The following is a 23132-nucleotide window of genomic DNA, read 5'->3' as shown; positions in this document are numbered from 1 at the left end:
CCCTCACCACCTCGGTGCCCGAGCCACCGTAGCCCCTCGCCCGGTGGTCTACCGCAGGGCAGGTCACTTGACCGCGCGCGAGTTTCAGTTGATAGTGAAACAACTGACATTGGAGGTGGCATGGAACCCGAGGACCCCCTGCTCGAATGGGTCGAGCGCGTATCGATGTATCTGGCCCGCGACGGCGTCCCTCCGATCGCCGGACGGGTGCTGGGCTGGCTGATGGTGTGCGACCCGCCGGAGCAGTCGGCGGGGCAGATCAGCGACGCGATCGGTGCCAGCCGCGCCTCCCTCACGTCGAACCTGCGCCTGCTGACCACCATGGGCTTCCTGAGCTCTCGCACCAGGCCGGGCAACCGCACCACGTACTACCGGATGGCCGACGACGCGTGGTCCATCGTGGTCCGGCGCCAGATCGAGGCCATGGCGTCGTTCCTCGACCTCAGCCGCGACGGCATCACCCTGGTCGGCCCGGGCAACGACGACCGGGTGCGTCAGGCGCACCGGACCTTCGAGTGGATGGCCGCGGCGTTCGCCGCCGCCCCACCGCTCACCCCAGCGACCCTCACCACCAGCGCTGCCGAGCACGACGACGAGGAGAAGAAGCGATGACCGGACACGCGATAGTGGTCGGCGGCGGCATCGGCGGGCTGGCCACCGCAGTGGCGCTGCGCCGGATCGGCTGGCGCGCCACGGTGCTGGAGCGTGCTCCCGAGCTCGGCGAGGTCGGCGCAGGCATGTCCCAGGCGCCCAACGCGCTGCGCGCTCTGGCCGAGCTCGGCGTCGAGGCGGAGGCCCGCGCCGTCGGCGTGCCGACCTGCTCGGCGAGCAACCTGCGCCGGTCCGACGGCCGCTACCTGCAGCGCGCCCGGCCCGGCGACCCGACGCCGCTGCTCGCGTTCCACCGCGCCGACCTGCACCGCGTCCTGCTCGGCGCCGTGCCCGCCGACTGGCTGCACACGGATGCCGAGGTGACGGACGTGCGGCAGGACGACGGCGGCGTGACCGTCGTCGCGGGAGGTGCGCAGCACCGGGCGGACCTGGTGGTGGGCGCGGACGGGATCCACAGCGCCGTCCGCACCGTTCTCTGGCCCGACGCCGAGCCGCCCCGCCATCTGGGACGCACCGCGTGGCTCGGCGTCACCGACGTCGCGGGCCTGCCGGGCGACCTCACCGGGAGCGTCACCATGGGGAACGGCGACCTCCTCCTCATCCACCCGGTGTCGCGAGGACGGGCGTACTGGGCGCTCCTCACGTCCCAACCCACGGCAGGCGTGCGGTACGACGACGAGAAGGCCGCCGCTCTGGACCGGGTCGGAGATTGGCACCAGCCGGTGCCCGACCTGATCCGCGCGACGCCGGAAGCGGCGGTGATCCGCACCGACATCCGTGAGCTTCCGCCGCTGCGCACCTACGTCCGCGGGCGAGCGGTGCTGCTCGGTGACGCCGCGCACGCCATGAGCCCCGACCGCGGGCAGGGCGCCGGGCACACCCTCGAGGACGCGGTGGTGCTCGCCCACACCCTCGCGACCGAACCCACGATCGACGTCGCACTAGCCCGATACGACGCGGAACGTCGGCCGCGCGACCAGGCCACCGCCCGTGGTGCCCGGAGTGACGGTGCCCGGACCGCCTCCAGCGCCGGGCAGCGCCTCCTGATGGCAATGGTCCGGCTCATGCCGGCCGCCGTCTGGCGCAAGGGCCTCGCACCGGACGGCAACCCCACCTGGCGCTGGCAGCCACCCGAGCTCCCGGTACGGAGCAGCTGACCGCCACTGTGCGACTACGCCGGTGCTACCCGCGAGTCCGAGGGGGCGCCGCTCCGGCCCGGCGCTCCCTCGAGCCGGGCCGGAGCAGCGTGATCAGCTCGCCCGCGCGACGGCGATGTTGGTGTTCCCGCGCTGCCCCGCCTCGTAGAACATGTGGAGCCTGCCGTTCTCCTCGGCGAAGCTCGGCGCAGCGGCCCGGGTCGCCACCGGCTCGGTGTACAGGACGCCGAGGTGGTTCTCGCGGTCGAAGCTCGTGCCGACGTCAGCGACGTGGATCGCGCCGCTGCCGCTGTGGTAGACCACATGGCCGCCGCCGTTCCGGGACCAGTAGTGGGCTCCGGAGAGCTGGCCGCCCTCGCCCGCGGCGGGCGAGATCAGCGGCTCGGGCTTGAACTGCCAGCCCGAGGCCAGCTGGTGCGACCACCCGATGAAGATCTTCCGGGTCCCGGCCTGGTTGCCCATGAACAGCATGACGTACATGCCGGGCCGCGACGGGTGCGGGAACACCCGCGCGTAGGACGACTCGCTGACGTTGGACGGCAGCATCCCCGTGGTCAGCACGGTGGCGCCGTAGGTGAAGCCGCGCCCGTCGGCGGAGGTGGCCACCCTGGTGGTGGTGTTCTCACCGTGGAAGTACAGGTACACCCTCCGGTCCGCGGCGTTCCAGACCGCGTGCGGGCTCGAGACGTGGCTCACCGAGTAGTGGGGCGACCAGGTGCGGGCGATGATCGGGTTGCCCGGGTGCTCCCGCCAGGGGCCCGCGAGGGAGTCGGCGTACGCGAGGCAGATCCCGCCGGGCGCGTCGTGCGGGGCGTAGTACATGTACCAGGCGCCCAGGGGGTTCTGCACCCGCCCGGCCACGTGCAGGATCGACGGGAAGATGAGCTCGCCGGTCGGGTTGTAGGCGAGCGCCGACTTGTCCAGGGCCGCGCCCAGGCGGGTGAAGGACGGGAAGCCCGGCACCGCCGCTCGGGCCGGGGCGGCGAGGCCCAGGGCGGCGGCCGAGCCGAGCACCGTCGCGCCCAGGAGCAGGGTTCGCCGGTCGAGCCCCGGACCTCGGTTCGATGTCGCTCGGTTCGATCTCACGCGGTTCGGTTCCACCCGGTTCGATTCCATGCGGTTCGATTCCACGATGACTCCAGTCCGGCCCGGGCGACCGCCACCGGGCTACGGTGCGCGACGGCGTGAGGATGCCGCGCCGGGCCAATCGGGATCGAATCTGTGGCCGGCGGTGTCCCGCGGTCAAGATGATCATGAGGATCTTCAGCAGCTGGGCGGCGTCAGGACCCCCGCGGCGCCGGACCCGACGACTCGCGCAGCACCAGCTCGGTAGGCAGCCGGATCTGCTCGGCGTCCCGCACCGAGCGCCCGGCGAACTGGTCGATCAGGAGCTCCACGGCCAGCCGGCCGGCATGCGCGCCCGGCCCGCCGAGCGTCGTCAGCGACGGGTGCACGAAGTCGGCGGCGAAGATGTCGTCGAACCCGACCACGCTCACGTCGTCGGGCACGCGGACGCCGCGCTGGGTGAGCCTGCGGATGACGCCGAACGCCAGGAGGTCGTTGTGCGCGACGATTGCCGTCGCGCCGGTGCGCAGCGCACCGTCGGCCGCGACGCCCCCGTTCGCGACGTTCGGCGTGTACGGGCCGACCCGGTGCGCGGTCATGCCGTGCTCCTCGGCCCCGGCGCTCAGCGCCGCCCACCGCACGGCGCCCATCCAGGACCCGGGCGGCCCGGCGCAGTAGGTGAGGCTCCGGTGCCCGAGCGAGGCCAGGTGCTCCAGGATCTGCTGGCAGCCCGCGCCGACGGCCAGCGCCACGCTGGTCAGGCCCGTGAGCTCGCGGTTGAGCAGGACCACGCGGTGCCTGCCGGCCAGGGCGACCAGGTCGTCGTCGGCGAGCCGGCTCGCGGCCAGGACGAACCCGTCGACGGTGGGGGCGAGGTCGCGGATCTGAGCCTCCTCGACCCGCTGCGACTCCTCGGCGTTGACGATGACGAGCGTGACGTCGGACGCCCGGGCGCGCTGCTCCGCGCCGCGGATGAGCTCGAAGAAGTGCGGGTTGGTGATGTCGGACAGGACCATCGCGATGGTGCGGTGCCGCCCGCCCGGCAGTGCGCGGTTCTGCGGGCTGTGCTGGTACCCGAGCTCGGACGCGGCGTCGAGGACCCGTTGCCGGGTCGCCTCGTTGACCCGGCCGGGCTTGTTGAAGGTGCGCGAGACCGTTGACGCGGCCACGCCTGCCGCCTTCGCGACGTCGTAGATCGTGGGCTGCACCTGGGCATCTAGCCATAGGCGCGGCAATTTTGGCAACTGCTTGCACAAGTTGTCGGGCGGTTTCTACTGTCGCCGCAGTGACGACGCCACACGCCGACGTGTGGTGATGACCGCACCACACGCCGCCGTGTGCTGCCGGACGGAAGGGGACCGTCACGATGTACGTGGACGACGTATGAGAGACCCGGGCCTCAAGCGGCTCATCCAGCTGCTCACCGCCGTCGAGCTGACCATCGGCTGCCTCGCCGGGGCCATGATCTTCGTGCTCATCCTGTTCCAGGCGGTGCAGCGCTACCTGCCGCTGCCGCAGGTCGTCTGGACCGGTGAGCTGTCGCAGTTCGCGCTGATCTGGCTGACCTTCGCGGCCGCCGGCGTGCTGGTCACCCGCAACGGCCACATCGCGCTCCAGCTGGTCGACAGCCTGCCCAGCCCTGCCGTGGTGCGGGTCGTGCAGACGCTCGCGATGGTGCTGGTCGCGCTGATCGCCGCCGCGTTCACCTGGGCGTGCTGGGAGCTCGTCTCCTCCGCCGGCTTCCTGACATCGCCCGCGCTCGGGCTGCCGATGTCCTGGGTCTACGCGGTGGTGCTGGTCGGACTGGTGAGCACGACGGTCCGGGCGGCGGTCGGCGCGGTGCAGGTCGCCCGCAACGGTGTGCCGTCGCCCGACCACGACGAGGGCGAGGTCGCCCGATGACGGTGCTCCTGCTCCTCGTCGCGATCCTGGCGCTGCTCGCCCTGCGGGTCCCCGTCGCGTTCGCCTTCCTCGGCCCCGGCCTGGGCTACCTCCTGGTCGAGGGCCAGTCGCTCGGCCTCCCGATGCGGTTGGTCACCGACGCCACCAGCAACTTCGTCCTGCTGGCCGTCCCGCTGTTCGTCCTGCTCGGCGTGGTCGCCAACCACGCGGGCATCGCGGACCGCCTCTTCGACTTCGCCCTTGCCCTGTTCGGCCGGGTCCGGGGCGGCCTCGGGTACGTGAGCGTCGGCGTCAGCCTCGGGTTCTCGTGGATGAGCGGCTCCGCGGTGGCCGATGCCGCCGCCCTGAGCAAGGTCGAGATCCCGCCGATGCTGCGTGCCGGCTACTCCCGCAGGTTCGGCCTCGGCGTCGTCGGGGCGTCCGCGCTCATCGCGCCGGTCATGCCGCCGAGCATCCCGGCGGTGATCTTCGCCGGGCAGGCCTCGGTATCGACGGGCGCGCTCTTCGCCGCCTCGGTGGTGCCGGCGCTGCTGATGGTCGTCGGGCTGTGCGCGGTGGTGTTCGTGCTGGTGCGCAGGCAGCCCGAGATCCGGCACGTCGGCTTCTCCTGGGCGCGCGTCGCCGAGACCGGTAAGCGGGTGGTGCTGCCCCTCGGCGCACCGGTGGTCATCCTCGGTGGCATCCTCGGCGGACTGTTCACGCCGACCGAGGCCGCCGCCGTCGGCGCCGCGTACATGATGGTTCTCGGCTTCGGCTACCGCCGGCTGAAGGTCAGGGACCTGCCGAAGATCTTCGTCGAGACGGTGCTGACGACCGCGTCGATCATGCTCATCGTCTCGTCGGCGGCGCTGCTCGGGTACGTCCTGGCCAAGGAGCGCGTGCCGCAGGACCTGGCGCAGCTCGTGCTCGGCATCACCGACGACGGCACCGTCTTCCTGCTGCTGGTCATGCTCCTGATGCTGCTGCTCGGCACGGTGATCGACGCGACGGCCACCCTGGTGCTCGTCGTGCCGATCCTGATGCCGATCGCCACCAGCCTCGGGGTGGACCCGATCCTGCTCGGCGTCGTGATGATCCTGTCCCTCATGATCGGGCTGCTCACGCCGCCGGTCGGCACCGTGCTCTACGTCCTCAGCTCCACTCAGCGGGTCCCGGTCGGCGAGGTCTTCCGGGGAGCGCTGCCCTTCCTCGTGCCGCTGCTCCTGTGCTGCCTGCTGATCATCTTCTTTCCCGGCATCGCCACCTGGCTGCCGGCGCAGCTCGGCCTCTAGCTCCTAGGACCGTCAGCCGACGACGACGTCGGCGTGAACCGAGAGGACCCACCATGAACCTCCGTCCGAACCGCTCCAGGACCACCGCCGCGAGCGCGGCCGCGATCTTGCCCCTGGCGCTGCTGACCGCGTGCGGCTCCGGTGACGACCCCGGCGGCGACGCCGCCGGCGGCCAGGTCGAGCTGACGCTCGCCCACAGCTACACCGAGGACCAGCCGCAGCACACCTGCGGCGCGCAGGTCATCAAGGAGGAGGCAGAGGCCGCCGACGTCGGCATCACCGTCGAGGTGTATCCCAACAGCCAGCTCGGCGGGGACGCCGACCGGATCGCGTCGGTGCAGTCCGGCGACGTCGACATCGACATCCAGGGCGCCTCGGCGCTCGCGGCCGTCTACGAGCCGGCCGGGGTGGTGGACGCGACCTACGTGTTCGACGACGGCGCCCACCTGGTCCGGTTCTTCACCGACGGCTCGGCCGACCAGCTGGAGCAGGACTTCAAGGCCGCCTCCGGAGGCGTGTCGATCCTCGGGGCGTGGTCGGCCGGCGCCCGGCAGTTCACCGCGAACGAGGCGATCCGGGAGCCCGCCGACCTCGACGGGCTGCGGATGCGTTTCCCGGGGTCCGCGCAGTACCTGCTCAACGCGCAGGCGCTCGGCGCCCAGGCCACCGAGGTCGCCTACGAGGAGCTGTACCTGGCCCTGCAGCAGGGTGTGGTGGACGGTCAGGAGAACCCGCTGACCAACATCGACGCGAGCAACCTGGTCGAGGTGCAGGATTACGTGAGCATGTCGGACCACGGCCAGAACTCGAACCTGATCGTGGCCGCGCCGACCTTCGACTCGGAGCTGGACGCCGACCAGCGGGCCGCGCTCGAGGAGGCAGTGGCGGCCGCGGTCGAGCAGATGCCCGGCTGCGTCGAGGAGGCCGAGCGGGAGATCCTCGAGAAGTGGGAGCAGGAGGGCTCCGTCGAGATCGTCGACGACGTCGACCAGGAGGCCTTCGCGCAGCAGACCGACGAGTGGTTCCGCGCCAACCTCGAGGGCGACTCGCTGGCCGTCTACGAGGCCATCCGGGGCTCCGCACAGTGACGCCGGTACCACCAGCGCCGGTACCACGAGAGCCGGTGCCGGCAGCGCAGAGGACGGGCGCGCCGTGAGCCGCGGCTACCGGGTCGCCCTGCTCGGCAACGGCATCAAGCCGTCGCTGTCGCCCGCGCTGCACATGGCGGAGGCGCGGCGGCTCGGCCTGGACTACGAGTACCGGACCGTCGACCTCAGCGGGCGCCGCGCGGTGGACCTGGGCGCCGAGCTGCGACGGCTGGAGGACGCCGGTTTCGACGCGGCCAACGTGACCCACCCGTTCAAGCAGGCGGTGCTGGGTCACGTGGCCGAGCTCAGCCCGGTCGTGCGCCGTCTCGGCTCCGCCAACCTGGTGCTGCTCGGCGACGGCCGGCGCACCGCGCACAACACCGACGTCACCGGCTTCCGCGCCGCTCTGGAGGGTTTTCTCGGTGACCGTGGGTCCGGCGACCGCGGATCCGGTGACCGCCGGTCCGGCGGAACCGTGCTCCAGATCGGCGCGGGGGGCGCCGGGCTCGCCACCGCGTCGGCGCTGCTCGACCTCGGGTTCGACCCGGTCGTCGTGCACGACGTCGCCCCGGCGGCGGTCGAGGCGATGGTCGACCGCTTCTCGGGTGCGCTGCGCGGCAGCGGCGGCTCGCTCGACGTCTGGCTGCCCCGGGCGGACGGCGTCGTCCACGTCACGCCGGTGGGCATGGCCGAGCACCCGGGCGTCGCGTTCGACGTCGACCGGCTCCGTCAAGGCGCCTGGGTCGCCGAGGTCGTCTACCGGCCGCTGGAGACCGAGCTCCTCCGGCGCGCCAGGGCCCGCGGCCTGCCGACGCTCGACGGCGGAGGCATGGCCGTCGGCCAGGCGGCGGAGAGCCTGCGCCTGATCACCGGCCTCGAACCCGACACCGACCGGATGCACGCCCACTTCGACCAGCTCGTGACGGAGGGCTGACATGCACAGGTCGATCGCCACCGTCTGCCTCAGCGGCAGCCTGGAGGACAAGCTCTACGCGTGCGCCGACGCCGGGTTCGACGGCGTCGAGATCTTCGAGCCCGACCTCGTCGTCAACGACCGCAGCCCCGAGGAGATCCGGGCGCTCGCGGACCGGCTCGGCCTGAGCCTCGACCTCTACCAGCCCTTCCGGGACTTCGAGGGCGTCACCCCGGACCTGCTGGAGGAAAACCTGCGCCGGGCACGGGAACGGTTCACGACCATGCGCCGCCTCGGGATCGGCACCGTGCTGGTCTGCAGCAACGTGGGCACGGCGACCGTCGGCTCCGACCAGGTCGCCGCCGAGCAGCTGCGCCGCCTGGGCGACCTCGCCGCATCCTTCGGGATCCGGGTCGCATACGAGGCGCTGGCCTGGGGCCGGTACGTCGACGACTACCGCCGCTCCTGGCGGATCGCGCAGCTCGCCGACCACGAGGCCGTCGGCGTCTGCCTCGACAGCTTCCACATCCTCTCCCGCGGCCACGACCCCGCCGGGATCGAGGACATCCCCGGCGAGAAGATCCTCTTCGTCCAGCTCGCCGACGCGCCCGACCTCAGCATGGACGTGCTCTCCTGGAGCCGGCACCACCGCCTGTTCCCGGGGGAGGGCGTGTGGGACCTCGGCCGGTTCGTGACCCACCTGGTCCGCGCGGGCTACACCGGCCCGCTCTCGCTGGAGGTCTTCAACGACGTCTTCCGGCAGACCGACACCGTGCGCACGGCGGAGCACGCGCTGCGTTCCCTGGTCTGGCTCGAGGACCGGGCGGCCCGGCTCCTGGCCGACGACGGCGGGGCGGCCGCCCACGGGGGAGCGGCCGACGGCGGCGGCCGGGCGAGCCTCCACCGGATCGCCGACGTCGACGTGCCCAGCGGGTACGACTACGTGGAGATCAAGGCGGAGGACACGAGCGGCGTCGAGGTGCTGCTCGACCAGCTCGGCCTCACCTTCCGCGGCCAGCACCGCACCAAGCCGGTCCGGCTGTGGTCGTCCGGCGACGCCCGGATCGTGCTGAACGAGCAGCACGCGCGGGACCTGGACCCGCACCTGGCGGGCATCGGCTTCGGCGTCGCCGACGCCTCGGTGGCCGGCGACCGGGCCCGCGCCCTGGCGGTCCGCGCCGCACCCCGCAGGACCCAGGACGGCGAGCAGGACCTCGCCGGATTCGTGGCACCCAGCGGGCTGGAGGTGTTCCTCAACGACCGCCGCGACCGGACGCAGGACGGCGAGGAGCCCGCCTGGGCCACCGAGTTCGACCGCGGCCGGACCGGCGGCGCGGGGGAGATCACCGGGATCGACCACGTCAACGTCTCGCACGGCTGGGACGCTCACGACGAGGCGGTGCTGTTCTACACCAGCGTGCTGGGGCTCGAGAAGCCGACGGCGACCGAGGCCGCCGGACCGCAGGGCCTGGTCCGCAGCCAGGTCATGCGCACCCCGAGCGGCGCGGTGCGCCTCTCGCTGAACGTCGCGCCGGTCGGGGTGTCGCATCCCGAGCACATAGCGCTGGCCTGCACCGACGTCGTAGCGGTCGCCCGGCGGGCCCGGGAGCGAGGGCTCCGGCCGGTGCCCGTGCCGGACAACTACTACGACGACCTGCGGGCCCGGTTCGGGCTCGACGAGGCGACACTGACCCTTCTGCGCGAGCACCAGCTCATGTTCGACCGTTCGGCGACCGGTGAGTTCTGGCACTTCTACACGCCGCGCGTCGGCCGCGTCTGCTTCGAGGTGGTGCAGCGGGTGGGCGGGTACGACGTCTACGCGGGCGACAACACCCCGGTGCTGCTCGCCGCCCAGGACCGGCTCGACAGGGGGACACGATGACGACGAACGCCTCCCGCGCGCTCGACCCGCAGGCGCAGCTCAGCGCCGAGATCGAGGCGGCCCATCGCGCCTACGAGGAGGGCCTGGACCGCGGCGCCACGCCGGAGTCCGGCCCACGCCTCGACTGGCCGCCCTACCGCAGCTCGCTGCTGCGGCACCCGACCAAGGACCTGCACCACGCCGACCCGGAGACCATCGAGCTGTTCGCCCCGGTCTTCGGCGAGCGGGACATCGGTGCGCTCGAGGCGGACCTGACGGTCCAGCACCACGGAGAGCCGATCGGGGAGCGGATCGTGGTGCGCGGCCGGGTGGTCGACGGGGAGGGCCGGCCGGTGCGCCGTCAGCTCGTGGAGGTCTGGCAGGCGAACGCCGCGGGCCGGTACGTGCACAAACGCGACCAGCACCCGGCGCCGATCGACCCCAACTTCACCGGGATCGGGCGGATGCTGACCGACGACGACGGCTGGTACCGGTTCCAGACGATCAAGCCAGGCCCGTACCCATGGCGGAACCACTTCAACGCGTGGCGTCCCGCGCACATCCACTTCTCGCTGTTCGGGCGGGAGCTCACGCAACGCGTCGTCACGCAGATGTACTTCCCCGGGGACCCGCTCTTCGCCCTGGACCCGATCTACCAGTCCATCCAGGACGCCCGAGCCCGCGACCGGCTCGTGGCGGCCTACGACCACGACCTGTCGGAGCACGAGTGGGCCACCGGCTACCGCTGGGACATCGTGCTGACCGGGTCGCGCCGCACCTGGACCGAACCGGAGGACGGCGATGAGTGATCCCGCAGCACGGCGCCTGCTCCCACCGACTCCCGGCCAGACCGTCGGCCCCTTCTTCGGCTACGCGCTGCCCTATCCGCATGGCAACGAGCTGGTCGAGGCGGGCGCCCCGGGCGCCGTCCGCCTGCACGGGACCGTGTACGACGGCGCGGGCGTACCGGTTCCCGACGCGCTGATCGAGATCTGGCAGGCCGACCCGGCGGGCGCCGTCGTGCGCCGGAGCGGCTCGATCCTGCGCGACGGCACCTTCACCGGCTGGGGCCGCGCCGAGACCGACCGCGAGGGCGGGTACTGGTTCCGCACGCTGCGCCCGGGCGCCACGGAGCCGGGCCGGGCGCCGTTCTTCGCCGTGACCGTCTTCGCACGCGGCCTCCAGGACCGACTGTTCACGCGCGCCTACCTGCCGGACGCCGCAGCGTCGGAACCGGACGCGCTGCTCGGCTCGCTCCGACCCGAGCGACGGGCGACGTTGTTCGCCCACGACGAGCCGGACGGCTCGCTCCGCTACGGCGTCAGTTGCTCGCTGCGCTTCGACATCCGCCTCCAGGGCGGGCGACCAGGGGAGGAGGAGACCGTGTTCCTCACGTACGACCGCACGGACGCACCCGCCCCCGACACGGGCGCGGCGGCCGCCGCGGCCGGACGGGACGGCATCGATGCCTGACGTCGGCCTGCTCACCCCCGGAGCGGACCTCGCCCCCGGCTCCCCGGCCGCGGTGACCGACGACGTAGCCGTGCTGCGGGCGATGCTGCGCACCGAGGCGGCGTGGGTGCGCGTCCTCGCGAGGCACCGGGGCGGCGGCGGGCTGGACGCCGTCGTCGAACGCCTGGCCGGACCGGACGCCGCCGCGCTGGACCTCGCCACCCGGGTGGCCCGCGCGAGCGCCGACGGAGGCAACCCGGTGATCCCGCTGGTCGCCGAGCTGCGGGACGCGGCGGGACCGGACCTCGCCCCGCTCGTGCACGCCGGGCTGACGTCGCAGGACGTGCTCGACACGGCCCTCGTGCTGGTCCTGCGCGACGCGGCGGGCAACATCCGAGCCGACCTCCGACGGGCCGTCACCGCCGCGGCCCGCCTCGCGGAGGACCACCGCGGCCGGCCGGCGCTCGGCCGCACCCTCGCCCAGGCCGCCGTCCCGACCACGCTGGGCGCCCGGTTCGCGGGCTGGCTCCAGGGCCTCGACCCGGCCAGGGCCTTCCTCGCGGAGACCGCAGAGGCCCTGCCGCTGGCCTACGGCGGAGCGGCCGGCGAGCTGTCGGGCGTGAGCGACCTGGCCGACGGCGACCCCGTCGCCGACTGCGACCCGCTCGCGCTGGTGGAGGCCTGGGGCGACGAGCTCGGGCTCCCCGTCGGGCCGGGCCCGTGGCACGTCACGCGCACGCCCTTCGTCCGGCTGGCCTCGGCGCTCGCGGAGGTGTGCGTGGTGCTCGGCAAGGTGGCGAACGACGTCCTGCAGGGTGTCCGGCCCGGAGTGGGCGAGCTGCGTGAGCCGGCCGCGCCGGGGCGCGGGGCGTCGTCGGCCATGGCGCACAAGCGCAACCCCGTGCTGTCGGTCCTGGTGCGGCGCTCGGCGATCGCCGCGCCGCACCTGGCGGCGCAGGTGCTGGCGGCCGCGGGCCTCGCCGTCGACGAGCGGTCGGACGGCGCGTGGCACGCCGAGTGGCCCGCCCTTCAGCAGCTCGCCCGGCACACCGTGGCATCGGCGCACGCCGTCGCAGAGCTCCTGGAGGGTCTCGAGGTGGACACCGACGCCGTCGACCGGAACCTGCGCGCCGGCCTGCCCGACGTCGGACGGGCGCCCGACGTCGGGGCGGCGGCCGCGGTCGTGGACCGGGTGCTCGGCCGGTTCGACGACTCCGCCGGCGGCCCTGCCCGCGGGCGCCGGGCGGGCGAGGAGCCGTGACCGCGCGGCCCCGGCTGGGCGCCGTCGAGCTCACGCTGCGCGACGCGACACGCCCGCTGCTGGTCCTCGGGCCCTCGCTGGGCACGTCGGTAGCGGCGCTCTGGTCGGACGTGGCGGGGCTGCTGGGTGCTGACCTCGACGTGGTCGGCTGGGACCTGCCCGGCCACGGCACCGCACCGCCGCCTGCGCCCGGTGAGCTCGACGGGCTCACCGTCGGCGACCTCGCTGCCGTCGTCCTCGGCGTTGTCGAGCGGGCACAGGCCCGGCGCGGCGATGCTGGGGCGCCGTTCTGGTATGCGGGGGTCTCGGTCGGCGGTGCGGTCGGCCAGCGGCTGCTGCTGGACGCGCCCGGCCGGGTGCTCGGTGCGGCGCTGATCTGCACCGCGACCCGGTTCGGCGAACCGGCGGGGTGGGCCGAGCGCGCCGACCTGGTGCAGCGGGCGGGCACCCCGACCCAGGTGGAGGCGGCGGCCGGACGGTGGTTCGCGCCAGGGTTCCTGGACCGTGCACCGGAGGTAGCCCTCCGGCTCCTGGCCGACCTGCAGACCGCCGACCGGTTCGGTTATGCCGCGGTGTGCCGGGCGCTGGGCGGCCACGACCTGCGGGGGCGGCTCGGCGTCGTCGGCGTCCCCGTCGTGGCGATAGCGGGCGCCGCGGACCGGGCGACGACGCCCGCGCAGCTCGCGGAGATCGCGCAGGCGGTCCCCGGGGCCCGGCTGAGGGTGCTGGACGGGGCGGCGCACCTGGCGCCGGCCGAGCGGCCGCAGGCGATCGCCGCCCTGGTCAGGGATCTGGTGGAGGGGTGGGTGGCGGCATGACCCAGCGTGCCGATGCTGTCGGAGCCGACGAGGGCGAGCGCAGTGAGAGCGAGCGCAGTGAGGACCAGCGCCGTGACGCCGGCACCACCGTGCGGCGCGAGGTGCTCGGTGATGCGCACGTGGACCGCGCCGTCGCGGGCACCACGCCGTTCACCGCCGACTTCCAGGATCTCGTCAGCCGGTACGCGTGGGGCGAGATCTGGACCAGGCCGGGCCTCGACCGGCGCAGCCGCTCCATGATCACCCTCACCGCGCTCGTGGCGGGCGGCCACTGGGACGAGCTCGCCATGCACGTCCGCGCTGCCGTGCGCAACGGGCTGAGCGTCGACGAGATCGGGGAGGTGCTGCTCCAGGCCGCGGTCTACTGCTCGGTGCCGAGCGCCAACCGCGCGTTCACCATCGCCCAGGAGGTGCTGGGCAAGGAAGGGCTGGTCTGACGTCGTAGGGACGGCCCAGGCCGCGACCTGCCGGGGGCATTGGCAGATCGCGGCCTGGAGAGGTCTGGTGCGTACCGGCGCTAGGTCCGGGTGCGGCCCATCAGGCCGATGACCAGGCTGACCACGAGGACGATCGCGCCGATCCAGATGAGGAACTGGCCGATCTCCGTGGCGACACCCAGAATGACGAGCGCAACGCCGACCAGGATGAGAATGAGCCACGTAGGCATATCGATCTCCTTCCTCCTCACGGCACATTGTCGCGCCGTGCTGATACGACAGTGCCCCTGTTCGCGGTTACTCGCATCTCGGTCATATTCGGCATCCCGGGAAGCGGCTCAGACCGCCGGCGGCAGCTGCGGCGTGCCGTGGTGGCCGCCGGCGGGCGGCGCTCCCCAGCGGTACCGCAGCGAGACCATCCGCAGGGCGAACACCACCGCGGCGATCGCGGTCCCGGTGCCGACCCCGAACCAGCCCGCCCAGGAGGCGAGGCTGGTCAGCGCGGCCCCGATCAGCGCGGGGATGGCGTACAGCCCGCGGGCGCGGAAGATCTGCGGCACGTCGTTGGCGACCACGTCGCGGATCACGCCGCCGCCGACGGCGGTGACCACGCCGAGGATCGCGGCCGCCGTCGGGTTCATGCCCGCCGCGAGCGCCACCAGCGTGCCGGTGACGGAGAAGAGCGCCATGCCCGCGGCGTCGAAGGTGAGCAGGAGGTTGTGGAAGCGCTGAACGGCGTGGGCGAAGAAGTACACGACCACGGCTGCGACGACCGGCGGGACCAGGTAGATCGGCGAGTCGAACGCGCGCGGGACGCCGGCGTCGATGATCACGTCCCGCAGGATGCCTCCGCCGAGGCCCACGCAGGTGCCCAGGAGAAGCGAGCCGACGATGTCGAACTCGCGCCGGACGGCGAGCAGCGAGCCCGACACCGCGAAGAAGAAGACGCCCAGGAGGTCCAGGGCGAGCGACGTCCACGCCACGTGGGGCTCCTTTCCGCCGGGGACGCTGACAGGCAAGCGTAGAGCGGAACGGGGAGAGCGGCCCTGCCCAGGTCCCTGCTCAGGCCCTCGACCCGCGCGGCAGGATCATGAAGATGTTGTCGGACGGGTCGACGACCACCGGGAACTCGTCGCCGAGGGCGCCGATGCGGTGATCCGTGCCGCGGTGGGTGGTCTCGAACTCCGGCACGTCCGGGCCGCTGATCCGCAGGGTCAGCTCCGTCCCGGTCTCCTCGCCGATCGAGACCGTCCGGGAGCCGACGACGTGCGCGGTAGCCGGCCGGCCGTTGCGCGCCAGCCGGTCCGTCCGCCGCTTCATCCGGACGGTGGCCAGGAGCGACGCGGCGCTGATGCCACCCACCGCCAAGGTCGTGACGACGCCGCCTACGATCCCCTGCCACTGCAGCTCGCCGACCACGGCGAGGACGACGATCAGCGCGGGCCCGACCAGCAGCCCGATCGTCCCCCAGAGGTACGCGAACGACCGCGCCACCGGGCCGGCGGGCACCACCTGGTCGAAGTTCCCGTCGTCGGCGAGGGGAAGGCCGTCACGCGCCATGGCCAGCTCCCGTGCTCACGGTTCGTGCGCTCAGGCGTCCCAGGCCTCGGTGAACTCGGCGAGGTTGATCTTGCCGTCGTCGTCGTTGTCGGCCTTGCCGAAGATCTGCTCGAGGTCCTTGTCGGAGGTCTCCTCACCGCGGGTGGCCATGGCCTGACGGAACTCGTCGGCGGTGATCCGGCCGTCGCCGTCGCCGTCGAACTCGGCAAACGTACGGGTGAGCTCGTCGTTGGTGGTCATGGGCAATACCTCCGCAATGTCGGAAACAAAGTCGGGGAGTATGCAACCACAGATCGGTCGCGCGGTGGCTCCCGAAACGGGCTCGGTTCCGCTACGGTGCGGCGTGCGACTCGCCGACGTCCGGAGGACCAGACCATGAGGTTGTACGCGGTAGCGCCTGCCCGGTGCGCCCGTCAGGTGCTCGGTGACCTGATGATGCTCGCCTGGATCGCGGGCTGGGCCTGGGCGGGCCGCACGACCCACGACGCGACGCTGACTCTCGGGCAGCCCGGCCTGGCGACGGCGTCGGCGGCCGACGAGATGGCCGGACGGTTCCACGACGTGGAGGGCCGGATCGGCGGCATCCCGGGCGTGGGGGACAACCTGGCCGCGCCGTTCCGCGGCGCGGCCTCCGCCGCCGAGAGCCTGGCCGCCGCCGGCCGGTCCCAGGCCGAGACGGTGGCCGACGTCGCGCTGCTCGTCGGGCTGGCGGTGTTCCTGATCCCGGTGCTGCTGCTCGCCGTGCTGTACGTGCCGTTCCGGGTGCGGTTCATCCGGCGCGCGACCGCCGCCCGGCGGTTCGCGGGCGCCGACCCGCAGCTGCTGGCGCTGCGCGCCCTGGCGAACCAGCCGCTGAGGTCCCTGACCCGCATCTCGGACGACCCGGTGGCCGCGTGGCGGGCCGGCGACCCGGCCGCCGTCCGCCAGCTTGCGGACCTGGAGCTCCGCTCCCTCGGCCTGAAGCGTTGAGTGCTGGCTATTTGCGCCTCCAGACAAGGAAATAGCGCAAATAGCCAGCACTCAACAGAGGGATCAGGGGGTTGCGTTCGCCAGCAGGGTGGCCAGGGCCGTTGGGCGGGTGAACATCGGCCAGTGGCCCGAGTCCAGGTCGACCAGCTCGACGTTCTTGGCCCGCGCGAGCTCCGGCACGTCGCCGGCGTCGATCCACTGCCTCGCCTGCTCGGGGGTGAACTCCGGGCACACGACGACGACCGGCACGTCGAACCGGCGCTCGTCGGTCAGGTGCACCACGCCGCGGGCGACCCCCTCGGGAACCGGGACCGCCTTGGCCGCCAGGGCAGCCTTGACCTCGTCGGAGAGGTCGGCGGAGTCCGGCCCCTCGAACGGCCCCCAGCCGGGGAACGGCATGACGCCGTCGGTCATCTCGAACAGGTCGGCGTAGAGCTTGCCGTCGTCCCACGGGAACCCGCCGATCAGCACCACGCCGGCGATCTTCTCCGGGCGCGCGTCAGCGGCGAGCCAGGCCAGGGTGCAGGCGGCCGAGTGGCCGACGACGAGCGGCTTTCCGGCTGACGAGTCCACCGCCGCGAGCACCGCGGCGACCTGGTCCGCCAGCGTCGCCGTCGTCGAACCGTCGCCCTGACCGGGAAGCGCGACCGGCACGGCACGGTGGCCGAGCGCCTCGAGCTCGGGGACCACGTCGTCCCAGGCGGACGTGTCGAGCCAGAGGCCACCGATGAGCAGGATGTCCATGATTTCTCTCCCGTGGTGAGTGCGGCAGGATGCCGTTGAGCACCACGCTAGAACCAGTTCCGGACGTTCTGCTTCCGGATTGTTTCGGGATCGAGGGCCGATGAGTTTTCCGTCCCCCGTCGTCAGAGTTGGCAGAGGGCCGAGCCGGCCACCACTACCTGAACCACTACCCAGGAGAACCCCCATGAGCACCATCGTCGCCACCCACTTCGTCTCGCTCGACGGCAAGGTCGACCCCACCGGCGGGGACCCCGAGCTGCACGACACCGCGTGGACCTTCAAGACCGTCGCCCCGGCACCGGAGGCGTACGAGCTCAAGGGCCGCGAGCAGGAGGAGGCGGGCGCGCTGCTGCTGGGCCGTGCCAGCTACCAGATGTTCGCGCCCGTGTGGCCCGACATGGAGGAGTTCGTGCGCTACAACACCCTGCCCAAGTACGTCGTCTCGACGACGCTCACCGAGGCGGACCTGACCGAGGGCTGGGGCGAGACCACCATCCTGCGCTCGCTGGACGACGTCGCAAAGCTCAAGGACTCGGACGTCGGTGAGATCCAGGTGCACGGCAGCGTCTCCCTGACCCGGGCGCTCGCGGACGCGGGTCTCATCGACGCGTACCACCTGCTCGTGTTCCCGGTGCTGCTGGGTCAGGGCAAGCCGCTGTTCAGCGACGCCGACAAGGCGGCCCAGCAGCTCCGCCTCGTCGAGCACGAGGCGTACAAGAACGGCGTCCAGAAGCAGATCTTCGAGGTCGTGCGCTGACGGACGCGCACACCGGCCGTCACGCACGATGACCGTCCCGGACCCATCGGTCCGGGACGGTCATCGATTCCGTCATCGCACGTCTCAGCGCAGGACGGTCAGCTCACGTCGCCGCGCCAGGCGCCCGTCTCGGTGCCGCGCGACTCGATGAACTCCTTGAACCGGTCGAGGTCGCCCTGGACCCGGCGGTCGTCGAAGTTCAGGGCGCTGCCCACCTTCTCGGTGGCGTTGTCGGGCTGCCAGTCCAGCTGCACGGTGACCCGCGTCTGATCGTCCTGGAGCTTGTGGAACGTGACCACGCCGGCCTGCTGCGGCCCGGTCCTGCTCGTCCACGCGACCCGCTCGTCCGGGTGCTGCTCGGTGATCTCGGCGTCGAACTCCCGCTCGACCCCGCCCACCTTCGTCTTCCAGTGGGTATGGGTCGGGTCGAGCTGGCGGATCTCCTCGACGCCCTCCATGAACCGGGGGAACTCCTCGAACTGCGTCCACTGGTTGTAGACCGTGCGGACGGGGACATGCACGTCGATCGACTTCGTGATGCTGGCCACGAGGCTCTCCTTTCGTCGGGTTCCTTCACCGTGACCCGTGCCGGACTCACTCGCACGCGCGCCGGGCACACCCTCCGGACACGCCCTCCGGACCTGACCGCTGGACATGGCCGTAGCCTGCACGTGTGCCCTCCGAGATCAGCCCCACCGCGCGTGCGCTCCGTGCGCTGGAGGTCCTGCAGACCCGCCCCGGCACGACGGCGAACGAGCTCGCCGACCGGCTGGGCGTCACCGAGCGGGCCGCCCGGCGCTACGTCGAGATCCTGCGCGAGGCCGGCATCCCCGTCTCCTCGGCCCGCGGGCCGCACGGCGGCTACCGCCTCGGACGCGGGACCCGGCTCCCGCCCGTCTCGTTCACCCAGACCGAGGCGCTCGGCCTGGTCATGGCGGTGCTCGACGGCCACCCCGACGCCGACGGCGACGACCTCGTCGACACCGCGCTCGGCAAGGTGATCCGGGCGCTGCCCGAGGACGTCGGCAGGCAGGCCGCCGCGCTGCGCGAGCACGCGTCCGCCGCACCCGACCGGTTCGCCGCCCGCCCCGACACCACGGTCACCAGCGAGCTGGTCGCCGCGATCGCCGCCCGACGGCGCGTGCTGGTCACCTACCGCGGCGAGTCCGGGAGCGAGTGGGTCGCCGAGGTGGACCCGTGGGCCGTCGTCGTGCGCTACGGGCGCTGGTACCTCCTGTGCCACTCCCACCGTGCGGGCGCCACCCGCACCTACCGCGTCGACAGGGTCCACGCGGTCGAGCACACCGACCGGGGGTTCACGCCGCCCGACGGCCTCGATCCCGTGGCCGCGCTCGAGGAGCACCTGGGCACCGGATGGCAGTTCACCACCCGCGTCGTGTTCGACGCCCCGCTCGCCGACGTCGCCCCCTGGGTCGGCGCACAGATGGGACGCCTCGAAGCGGTCGACGACGGGTGCGTGCTGGTCGGCAGCACGCGGAACCCGGCGATGTACGCGCAGGAATGGCTGGCGAGCGTGCCCTATCCGTTCCGGGTCGAGGGCGGGCCCGAGCTCCGCGAGGCGGTCCGGGCGCTCGCGCGCCGGTTCGCCGAGGCGGTGCCGGACCCGTGACCAGCACACTCCGGTCGAGCGCACCCGGTGGCTGTGGAAACATGCGGATATGACCGCACAACGCGTCTGCATCATCTGGAACCCGTCCAAGACGACCAGGCGGGACCTCGAGTCCGGGCTGGACCAGGCGACCTCCGCGGCAGGGTCGGACTTCGAGGCGATCTGGTTCGAGACGAGCGAGGACGACGCGGGCCAGGGCGTCACGGCGCAGGCGCTCGCGGCGGGCGCCGACCTGCTGGTGGTCGCCGGCGGCGACGGGACCGTCCGGGCCGTCGCCGAACGGCTCGCGGAGGCGGACACCGGCACCGAGCTGGCGATCGTCCCGCTCGGCACCGGGAACCTCCTGGCCCGGAACCTCGGCGTGCCGCTGAACGACATCCCCGGTGCCCTGAACAGGGCGCTCGGCGGCGAGGCGCGGGCCATCGACGTGGGCTGGCTGGAGATCGACCTCGCCGGCGGACCCGAACGCCACGCGTTCGCGGTCATGGCAGGGTTCGGCCTCGACGCCCACATGATCACGGAGACCGACGACGACCTCAAGGACAAGGTCGGCTGGCTGGCCTACGTGGAGTCGATGGGACGCGCGCTCGCCGCGAGCGACCCCCTCGAGGTCCGGATCACCGCGGACGGACAGGCGCACGACGGGGACAGCGTGCACACGCTGCTGGTCGGCAACTGCGGCATGCTCCAGGGCGGCTTCAACCTGCTGCCCGACGCCGACCCCTCCGACGGTGAGCTCGACCTGCTCCTCCTGAGCGCGGACGGCGCGGTCGGCTGGCTCGACACCATGCGGAACCTGGTTTGGGACAACGGGATCAAGCGCCTCGCGACGGGCGGCAAGGTGGCCGAGAGCAGCGACAGCGCCACGCACCTGCGGGTGCGGAGCCTGCGGCTCGAGCTCATGGAGCCGCGGGTCTTCGAGATCGACGGCGAGGACCTCGGGGAGACCACCCGGGTCGGCATCACCATCCAGCCGGGCGCCGTACGGGTCCGCTGAGCACCTGCGCGCGTTGCAGAGGCCAGTGGCGGGCACATGCCCCAGGATGGTCGTGCAGGCGGACATGGCTGTACCAAGAGCACGGGAGGCACCACGATGGGTCGCAAGAAGCACACCGACCATGCTGAGAAGGCGGCGCACGGCGGCGGAGGGCTGAAGAAGTTCCTCACGCTGGTCGCGATCGCGCTGACGGCCGCGGCGGTCGTGAAGGAGCTGCGCAGGCCGAAGGAGGAGCGGACCTGGCACGGCAAGATCGCGTCGGTCGTCCCCTACGAGCTGCGCGTCCCGACCCTGGAGCGCGCCCGCGAACGGCTGTGGAACCCCGACGCCGAGCACGTCGTCGGGCCCCGCGTGTTCGGCGTCGGCTGGAGCGTGAACATGGGCAAGGCCGTCGCCGTGGTGCGCCAGAAGGTCGGCGTCTGACCCGACTGAGCCGTCGGCTCCGTGGAGCCGTCAGCTCAGCGGGGTGACCTCCGGCTCGGCGTCGGCACCGATCAGGAACGGCCGCAGCAGGCCCGGGACGGCGGCGTCCGCGAGGGCGAGACCGTCCGCCTCTGCCGCGTCGCGGACGGCGTACGCGCCGGTGCCGGCCGCGGTGGTGGCGACGACGGTGACGAGCCCGGCCCGGCGCTGGAACCACGACTGCCGGACGGTCCAGCCCACGATGCCGCGCCGCTGGAGCGCCACCGTCGCGCGCCGGACGGTGCCGCTGCGTGCCACCAGATAGCCGGCCGGGTACGCGCCGGTGAAGGTGTGGCCCAGCGCGCGGTAGGCGTCGTTCGCCAGCACGACCGCCACGGGGAAGAGCACGAGAGCGCTGATCCAGGCCACGTGGAGCAGCACCGGCGTGAGGAGCGCCCCGAGCGCGAGCACTATCGCCTCGGTCACCAGCACCGTGCCGAGCGCCCAGCGCAGCCGGCGTCCCCTGGCCGCCTCGGGGTGGGCCGTGAGGGGTGCCGACGTCGGCGGTGCCGGCTCGCGGAGGACCTTCGCGGCCACCTGGTCGGCGAGCTCCTTCGGCGCGGTGGGCAGGAGGGTCCGGCTCTCCGTCTTGTCCTCGTCGTCCGTGGTGAGCCCGGTGGCGACGGCGTCAACGCGCGCGCCGCCGGCCAGGCGGGCGGCGAGCGGCTCGACGACCTCCAGCCCCCGGAGCCGGGACTCCTCCAGCGTGATCGACCGGGTGGTGAGCAGGCCGCGCCGCACCTGCAGCGTGCCGTCGGCCTGACGGTCCAGCGTGTGGTTCCACCAGGTCTCGACCCAGAGCGCGAGGGTGGCCACGCCGCCGACGAGGAGCAGGGCGACGCCGAGCACGAGGGCGACGAGCAGCACCGGGGCCAGACCGAACCACGACCCGACGACGTCGAACACCCGCTGCTGCATCCCGAACCACTCGGCCACCTGGAGGGTGCCGCCGCCCGCGGCGGCCCCCAGCGCCGGGGTGAGGAAGGACAGCGGGGCGAACCGGATCCACCCGCGGTCGAACCGGGCCAGCGACCCGTCGGCCGGGTCGGCGCCGCCGTCGGCGTCCGGCCGCGCGGCGTGCGCCAGCAGGGTGGCGCGCAGCGCCTCGGCGGACGCGCGGCGCACCGGCCAGAGCGTGACGGTGCCCTCGGCCCCCGCCTTCTCGCCGGTGCCCACGCGCACGGTCACCGCGCCGAGCACGCGCAGCACCGGGTCCGCGGTGAGGTCGACCGAGCGGATCCGCTCCCGGCGCAGGGCGAGACGCTTGCGCCAGATGGTGCCGGTGTGCACGTGGAACCGGTCGGCATCGACGCGGTAGCTGGTGACGCGCCACATCCACTCGCCGGACGCGGCCCCGGCGGCGGTGATGACCACGAAGGCAGGCAGCACCCAGGCCAGGGCCGTGCCGACGGTGCTGCCGACGGCCAGCCAGTAGCCCGTGATGAGCGCCGCGCCCGCGGTGGGGAGCGCGGTGTAGACGCCGCCGGCGAGGAAGGCCCGGCGGTCCAACCGCTCCCACGCCGGGTCGTCGGCCACCGGGTCGCCGGCCGCTGGGTTGTCGGTGCTCAGGTCGTCGGCGCTCAGGTCGCGTCCTCGGGCGTGGCCTGCGTGGCGACGGTGAGCTCGGCGGCGAGGTCGGCGGCCGTCTCGGCGTCGAGCCCCTCGACCTTCACCGCCCCCTTCGCGGAGGCCGTCGTCACCGTGAGCGTCGCCAGCCCGAAGCGCTGCTCCAGCGGCCCGCGGACGGTGTCGACGGTCTGGATCCGGGACAGCGGCGCGACCCGCCACTCCTGGAAGAACCAGCCGGTGCGCGTGTAGACCGCCTGCTCGGTGACCTCCCAGCGGTGGTGGCGGAACCACAGCCGGGGGAGGGCGACGGCGGCCAGCACCCCCAGGACGGCAAGGATCCCGGCGGGGACGAGCAGCCACAGGCGGGCGGGAGGGATCAGGAGGCCCAGCACGCCGAGGATCACGACGGGCACTGCCGTCCAGAGCACGAGCTGCAGCGACCACCAGCCGACGGCGCGCGGGTCCACGGCATGCCGTGGCGGGCGCAGACGCAGGGGCGGATCCGGACTCTCGTCGATCGTCGGCGCGGTCACGGCCCCATGGTCCCAAGCGGGACCGGCGGCGGCAACGTCATTCGGGCCATTCCGATGCAGCCGACTGCGATGAG

The 23132-nt window shown here is 73.0% G+C and carries 27 protein-coding genes; 17 read left to right on the top strand and 10 right to left on the bottom strand.

Annotated features, from left to right (window positions below; genetic code table 11):
* Window positions 1-120: 120 nt before the first annotated feature.
* Window positions 121-612: a GbsR/MarR family transcriptional regulator gene (locus tag ACFO6V_RS21900; protein ID WP_377139369.1), complete on the top strand. Its 492-nt coding sequence runs from the start codon at window positions 121-123 to the stop codon at window positions 610-612.
* Window positions 609-1769 (top strand): FAD-dependent monooxygenase, encoded by a 1161-nt coding sequence (locus tag ACFO6V_RS21895; RefSeq protein WP_377139367.1) that lies wholly within the window; start codon window positions 609-611, stop codon window positions 1767-1769. The genes ACFO6V_RS21900 and ACFO6V_RS21895 overlap by 4 nt, the downstream gene beginning before the upstream one ends.
* Window positions 1770-1862: 93 nt before the next feature.
* On the opposite strand, the gene ACFO6V_RS21890 is transcribed toward ACFO6V_RS21895, so the two are convergent.
* Window positions 1863-2855 (bottom strand): glycoside hydrolase family protein, encoded by a 993-nt coding sequence (locus ACFO6V_RS21890; protein ID WP_377139365.1) that lies wholly within the window; start codon window positions 2853-2855, stop codon window positions 1863-1865.
* 194 nt (window positions 2856-3049) lie between these two features.
* The gene (locus ACFO6V_RS21885; protein WP_377139363.1) at window positions 3050-4042 is read right to left on the bottom strand and encodes a LacI family DNA-binding transcriptional regulator; all 993 of its coding nucleotides are present in this window, start codon (window positions 4040-4042) and stop codon (window positions 3050-3052) included.
* Window positions 4043-4217: 175 nt separating this feature from the next.
* Between ACFO6V_RS21885 and ACFO6V_RS21880 the strand changes: the two genes are divergently transcribed.
* The 10 genes from ACFO6V_RS21880 to pcaC all read left to right on the top strand — a co-directional run bounded on the left by ACFO6V_RS21880 (window position 4218) and on the right by pcaC (window position 13837).
* Window positions 4218-4736, top strand: a complete 519-nt coding sequence (locus ACFO6V_RS21880) for a TRAP transporter small permease (RefSeq protein WP_377139360.1) — start codon at window positions 4218-4220, stop codon at window positions 4734-4736.
* The gene (locus ACFO6V_RS21875; RefSeq protein WP_377139358.1) at window positions 4733-6007 is read left to right on the top strand and encodes a TRAP transporter large permease; all 1275 of its coding nucleotides are present in this window, start codon (window positions 4733-4735) and stop codon (window positions 6005-6007) included. The genes ACFO6V_RS21880 and ACFO6V_RS21875 overlap by 4 nt, the downstream gene beginning before the upstream one ends.
* Window positions 6008-6060: 53 nt before the next feature.
* Window positions 6061-7095, top strand: coding sequence for a DctP family TRAP transporter solute-binding subunit (locus tag ACFO6V_RS21870; RefSeq protein WP_377139356.1), 1035 nt, complete (start codon window positions 6061-6063; stop codon window positions 7093-7095).
* Between the two features lie 64 nt (window positions 7096-7159).
* Entirely contained in the window at window positions 7160-8029 is an 870-nt protein-coding gene (locus ACFO6V_RS21865) for a shikimate dehydrogenase (protein WP_377139353.1), read from the top strand.
* 1 nt (window position 8030) lies between these two features.
* Window positions 8031-9890 carry a sugar phosphate isomerase/epimerase and 4-hydroxyphenylpyruvate domain-containing protein gene (locus tag ACFO6V_RS21860; protein WP_377139351.1) on the top strand — a complete coding sequence of 620 codons (1860 nt, stop codon included), beginning with the start codon at window positions 8031-8033 and terminating at the stop codon, window positions 9888-9890.
* Entirely contained in the window at window positions 9887-10678 is a 792-nt protein-coding gene (pcaH, locus tag ACFO6V_RS21855; RefSeq protein ID WP_377139348.1) for a protocatechuate 3,4-dioxygenase subunit beta, read from the top strand. The genes ACFO6V_RS21860 and pcaH overlap by 4 nt, the downstream gene beginning before the upstream one ends.
* The gene (gene pcaG, locus ACFO6V_RS21850; protein WP_377139345.1) at window positions 10671-11342 is read left to right on the top strand and encodes a protocatechuate 3,4-dioxygenase subunit alpha; all 672 of its coding nucleotides are present in this window, start codon (window positions 10671-10673) and stop codon (window positions 11340-11342) included. Before pcaH ends, pcaG begins: the two co-directional genes overlap by 8 nt.
* Entirely contained in the window at window positions 11335-12582 is a 1248-nt protein-coding gene (locus ACFO6V_RS21845; protein WP_377139343.1) for a lyase family protein, read from the top strand. The genes pcaG and ACFO6V_RS21845 overlap by 8 nt, the downstream gene beginning before the upstream one ends.
* The gene (locus ACFO6V_RS21840; RefSeq protein WP_377139341.1) at window positions 12579-13400 is read left to right on the top strand and encodes an alpha/beta fold hydrolase; all 822 of its coding nucleotides are present in this window, start codon (window positions 12579-12581) and stop codon (window positions 13398-13400) included. The genes ACFO6V_RS21845 and ACFO6V_RS21840 overlap by 4 nt, the downstream gene beginning before the upstream one ends.
* Window positions 13397-13837 carry a 4-carboxymuconolactone decarboxylase gene (gene pcaC / locus ACFO6V_RS21835; RefSeq protein WP_377139339.1) on the top strand — a complete coding sequence of 147 codons (441 nt, stop codon included), beginning with the start codon at window positions 13397-13399 and terminating at the stop codon, window positions 13835-13837. The genes ACFO6V_RS21840 and pcaC overlap by 4 nt, the downstream gene beginning before the upstream one ends.
* 80 nt (window positions 13838-13917) lie before the next feature.
* On the opposite strand, the gene ACFO6V_RS21830 is transcribed toward pcaC, so the two are convergent.
* From ACFO6V_RS21830 to ACFO6V_RS21815, 4 genes are all read right to left on the bottom strand, one after another.
* The gene (locus ACFO6V_RS21830; RefSeq protein WP_165827147.1) at window positions 13918-14067 is read right to left on the bottom strand and encodes a hypothetical protein; all 150 of its coding nucleotides are present in this window, start codon (window positions 14065-14067) and stop codon (window positions 13918-13920) included.
* 108 nt (window positions 14068-14175) lie between these two features.
* Window positions 14176-14820 (bottom strand): trimeric intracellular cation channel family protein, encoded by a 645-nt coding sequence (locus ACFO6V_RS21825; protein WP_377139336.1) that lies wholly within the window; start codon window positions 14818-14820, stop codon window positions 14176-14178.
* A gap of 79 nt (window positions 14821-14899) precedes the next feature.
* Window positions 14900-15397 (bottom strand): hypothetical protein, encoded by a 498-nt coding sequence (locus ACFO6V_RS21820; protein ID WP_377139334.1) that lies wholly within the window; start codon window positions 15395-15397, stop codon window positions 14900-14902.
* Window positions 15398-15427: 30 nt separating this feature from the next.
* Window positions 15428-15637, bottom strand: coding sequence for an EF-hand domain-containing protein (locus ACFO6V_RS21815; RefSeq protein ID WP_377139331.1), 210 nt, complete (start codon window positions 15635-15637; stop codon window positions 15428-15430).
* A 135-nt stretch (window positions 15638-15772) separates the two neighbouring features.
* Between ACFO6V_RS21815 and ACFO6V_RS21810 the strand changes: the two genes are divergently transcribed.
* Complete coding sequence (locus tag ACFO6V_RS21810) at window positions 15773-16366, top strand: hypothetical protein (RefSeq protein ID WP_377139328.1); 594 nt, start codon at window positions 15773-15775, stop codon at window positions 16364-16366.
* Between the two features lie 63 nt (window positions 16367-16429).
* Here ACFO6V_RS21810 and ACFO6V_RS21805 read toward each other — a convergent pair whose 3' ends face one another.
* A complete protein-coding gene (locus tag ACFO6V_RS21805) occupies window positions 16430-17110 on the bottom strand; it encodes an alpha/beta fold hydrolase (RefSeq protein ID WP_377139325.1) in 681 nt (226 codons plus the stop codon).
* A gap of 184 nt (window positions 17111-17294) precedes the next feature.
* Between ACFO6V_RS21805 and ACFO6V_RS21800 the strand changes: the two genes are divergently transcribed.
* The gene (locus ACFO6V_RS21800; protein ID WP_377139322.1) at window positions 17295-17867 is read left to right on the top strand and encodes a dihydrofolate reductase family protein; all 573 of its coding nucleotides are present in this window, start codon (window positions 17295-17297) and stop codon (window positions 17865-17867) included.
* Window positions 17868-17965: 98 nt separating this feature from the next.
* Here ACFO6V_RS21800 and ACFO6V_RS21795 read toward each other — a convergent pair whose 3' ends face one another.
* Complete coding sequence (locus tag ACFO6V_RS21795) at window positions 17966-18415, bottom strand: SRPBCC family protein (protein ID WP_377139319.1); 450 nt, start codon at window positions 18413-18415, stop codon at window positions 17966-17968.
* A gap of 125 nt (window positions 18416-18540) precedes the next feature.
* Here ACFO6V_RS21795 and ACFO6V_RS21790 point away from each other — a divergent pair, with 125 nt between their 5' ends.
* From ACFO6V_RS21790 to ACFO6V_RS21780, 3 genes are all read left to right on the top strand, one after another.
* Window positions 18541-19497, top strand: a complete 957-nt coding sequence (locus ACFO6V_RS21790) for a helix-turn-helix transcriptional regulator (protein WP_377139316.1) — start codon at window positions 18541-18543, stop codon at window positions 19495-19497.
* 49 nt (window positions 19498-19546) lie between these two features.
* Window positions 19547-20494: a diacylglycerol/lipid kinase family protein gene (locus ACFO6V_RS21785; protein WP_377139313.1), complete on the top strand. Its 948-nt coding sequence runs from the start codon at window positions 19547-19549 to the stop codon at window positions 20492-20494.
* Between the two features lie 96 nt (window positions 20495-20590).
* The gene (locus ACFO6V_RS21780; RefSeq protein WP_377139310.1) at window positions 20591-20917 is read left to right on the top strand and encodes a DUF5808 domain-containing protein; all 327 of its coding nucleotides are present in this window, start codon (window positions 20591-20593) and stop codon (window positions 20915-20917) included.
* Between the two features lie 30 nt (window positions 20918-20947).
* On the opposite strand, the gene ACFO6V_RS21775 is transcribed toward ACFO6V_RS21780, so the two are convergent.
* Window positions 20948-22492, bottom strand: coding sequence for a PH domain-containing protein (locus ACFO6V_RS21775; protein ID WP_377139307.1), 1545 nt, complete (start codon window positions 22490-22492; stop codon window positions 20948-20950).
* Window positions 22493-22536: 44 nt separating this feature from the next.
* Window positions 22537-23058, bottom strand: a complete 522-nt coding sequence (locus ACFO6V_RS21770; protein ID WP_377139305.1) for a PH domain-containing protein — start codon at window positions 23056-23058, stop codon at window positions 22537-22539.
* Window positions 23059-23132: the final 74 nt, after the last annotated feature.

This window comes from Promicromonospora alba, assembly GCF_042654905.1.
Lineage (GTDB): Bacteria > Actinomycetota > Actinomycetes > Actinomycetales > Cellulomonadaceae > Promicromonospora > Promicromonospora alba.
Note: the sequence above shows the minus strand (reverse complement) of the source record. Positions and strands in the feature narration are given on the sequence as shown.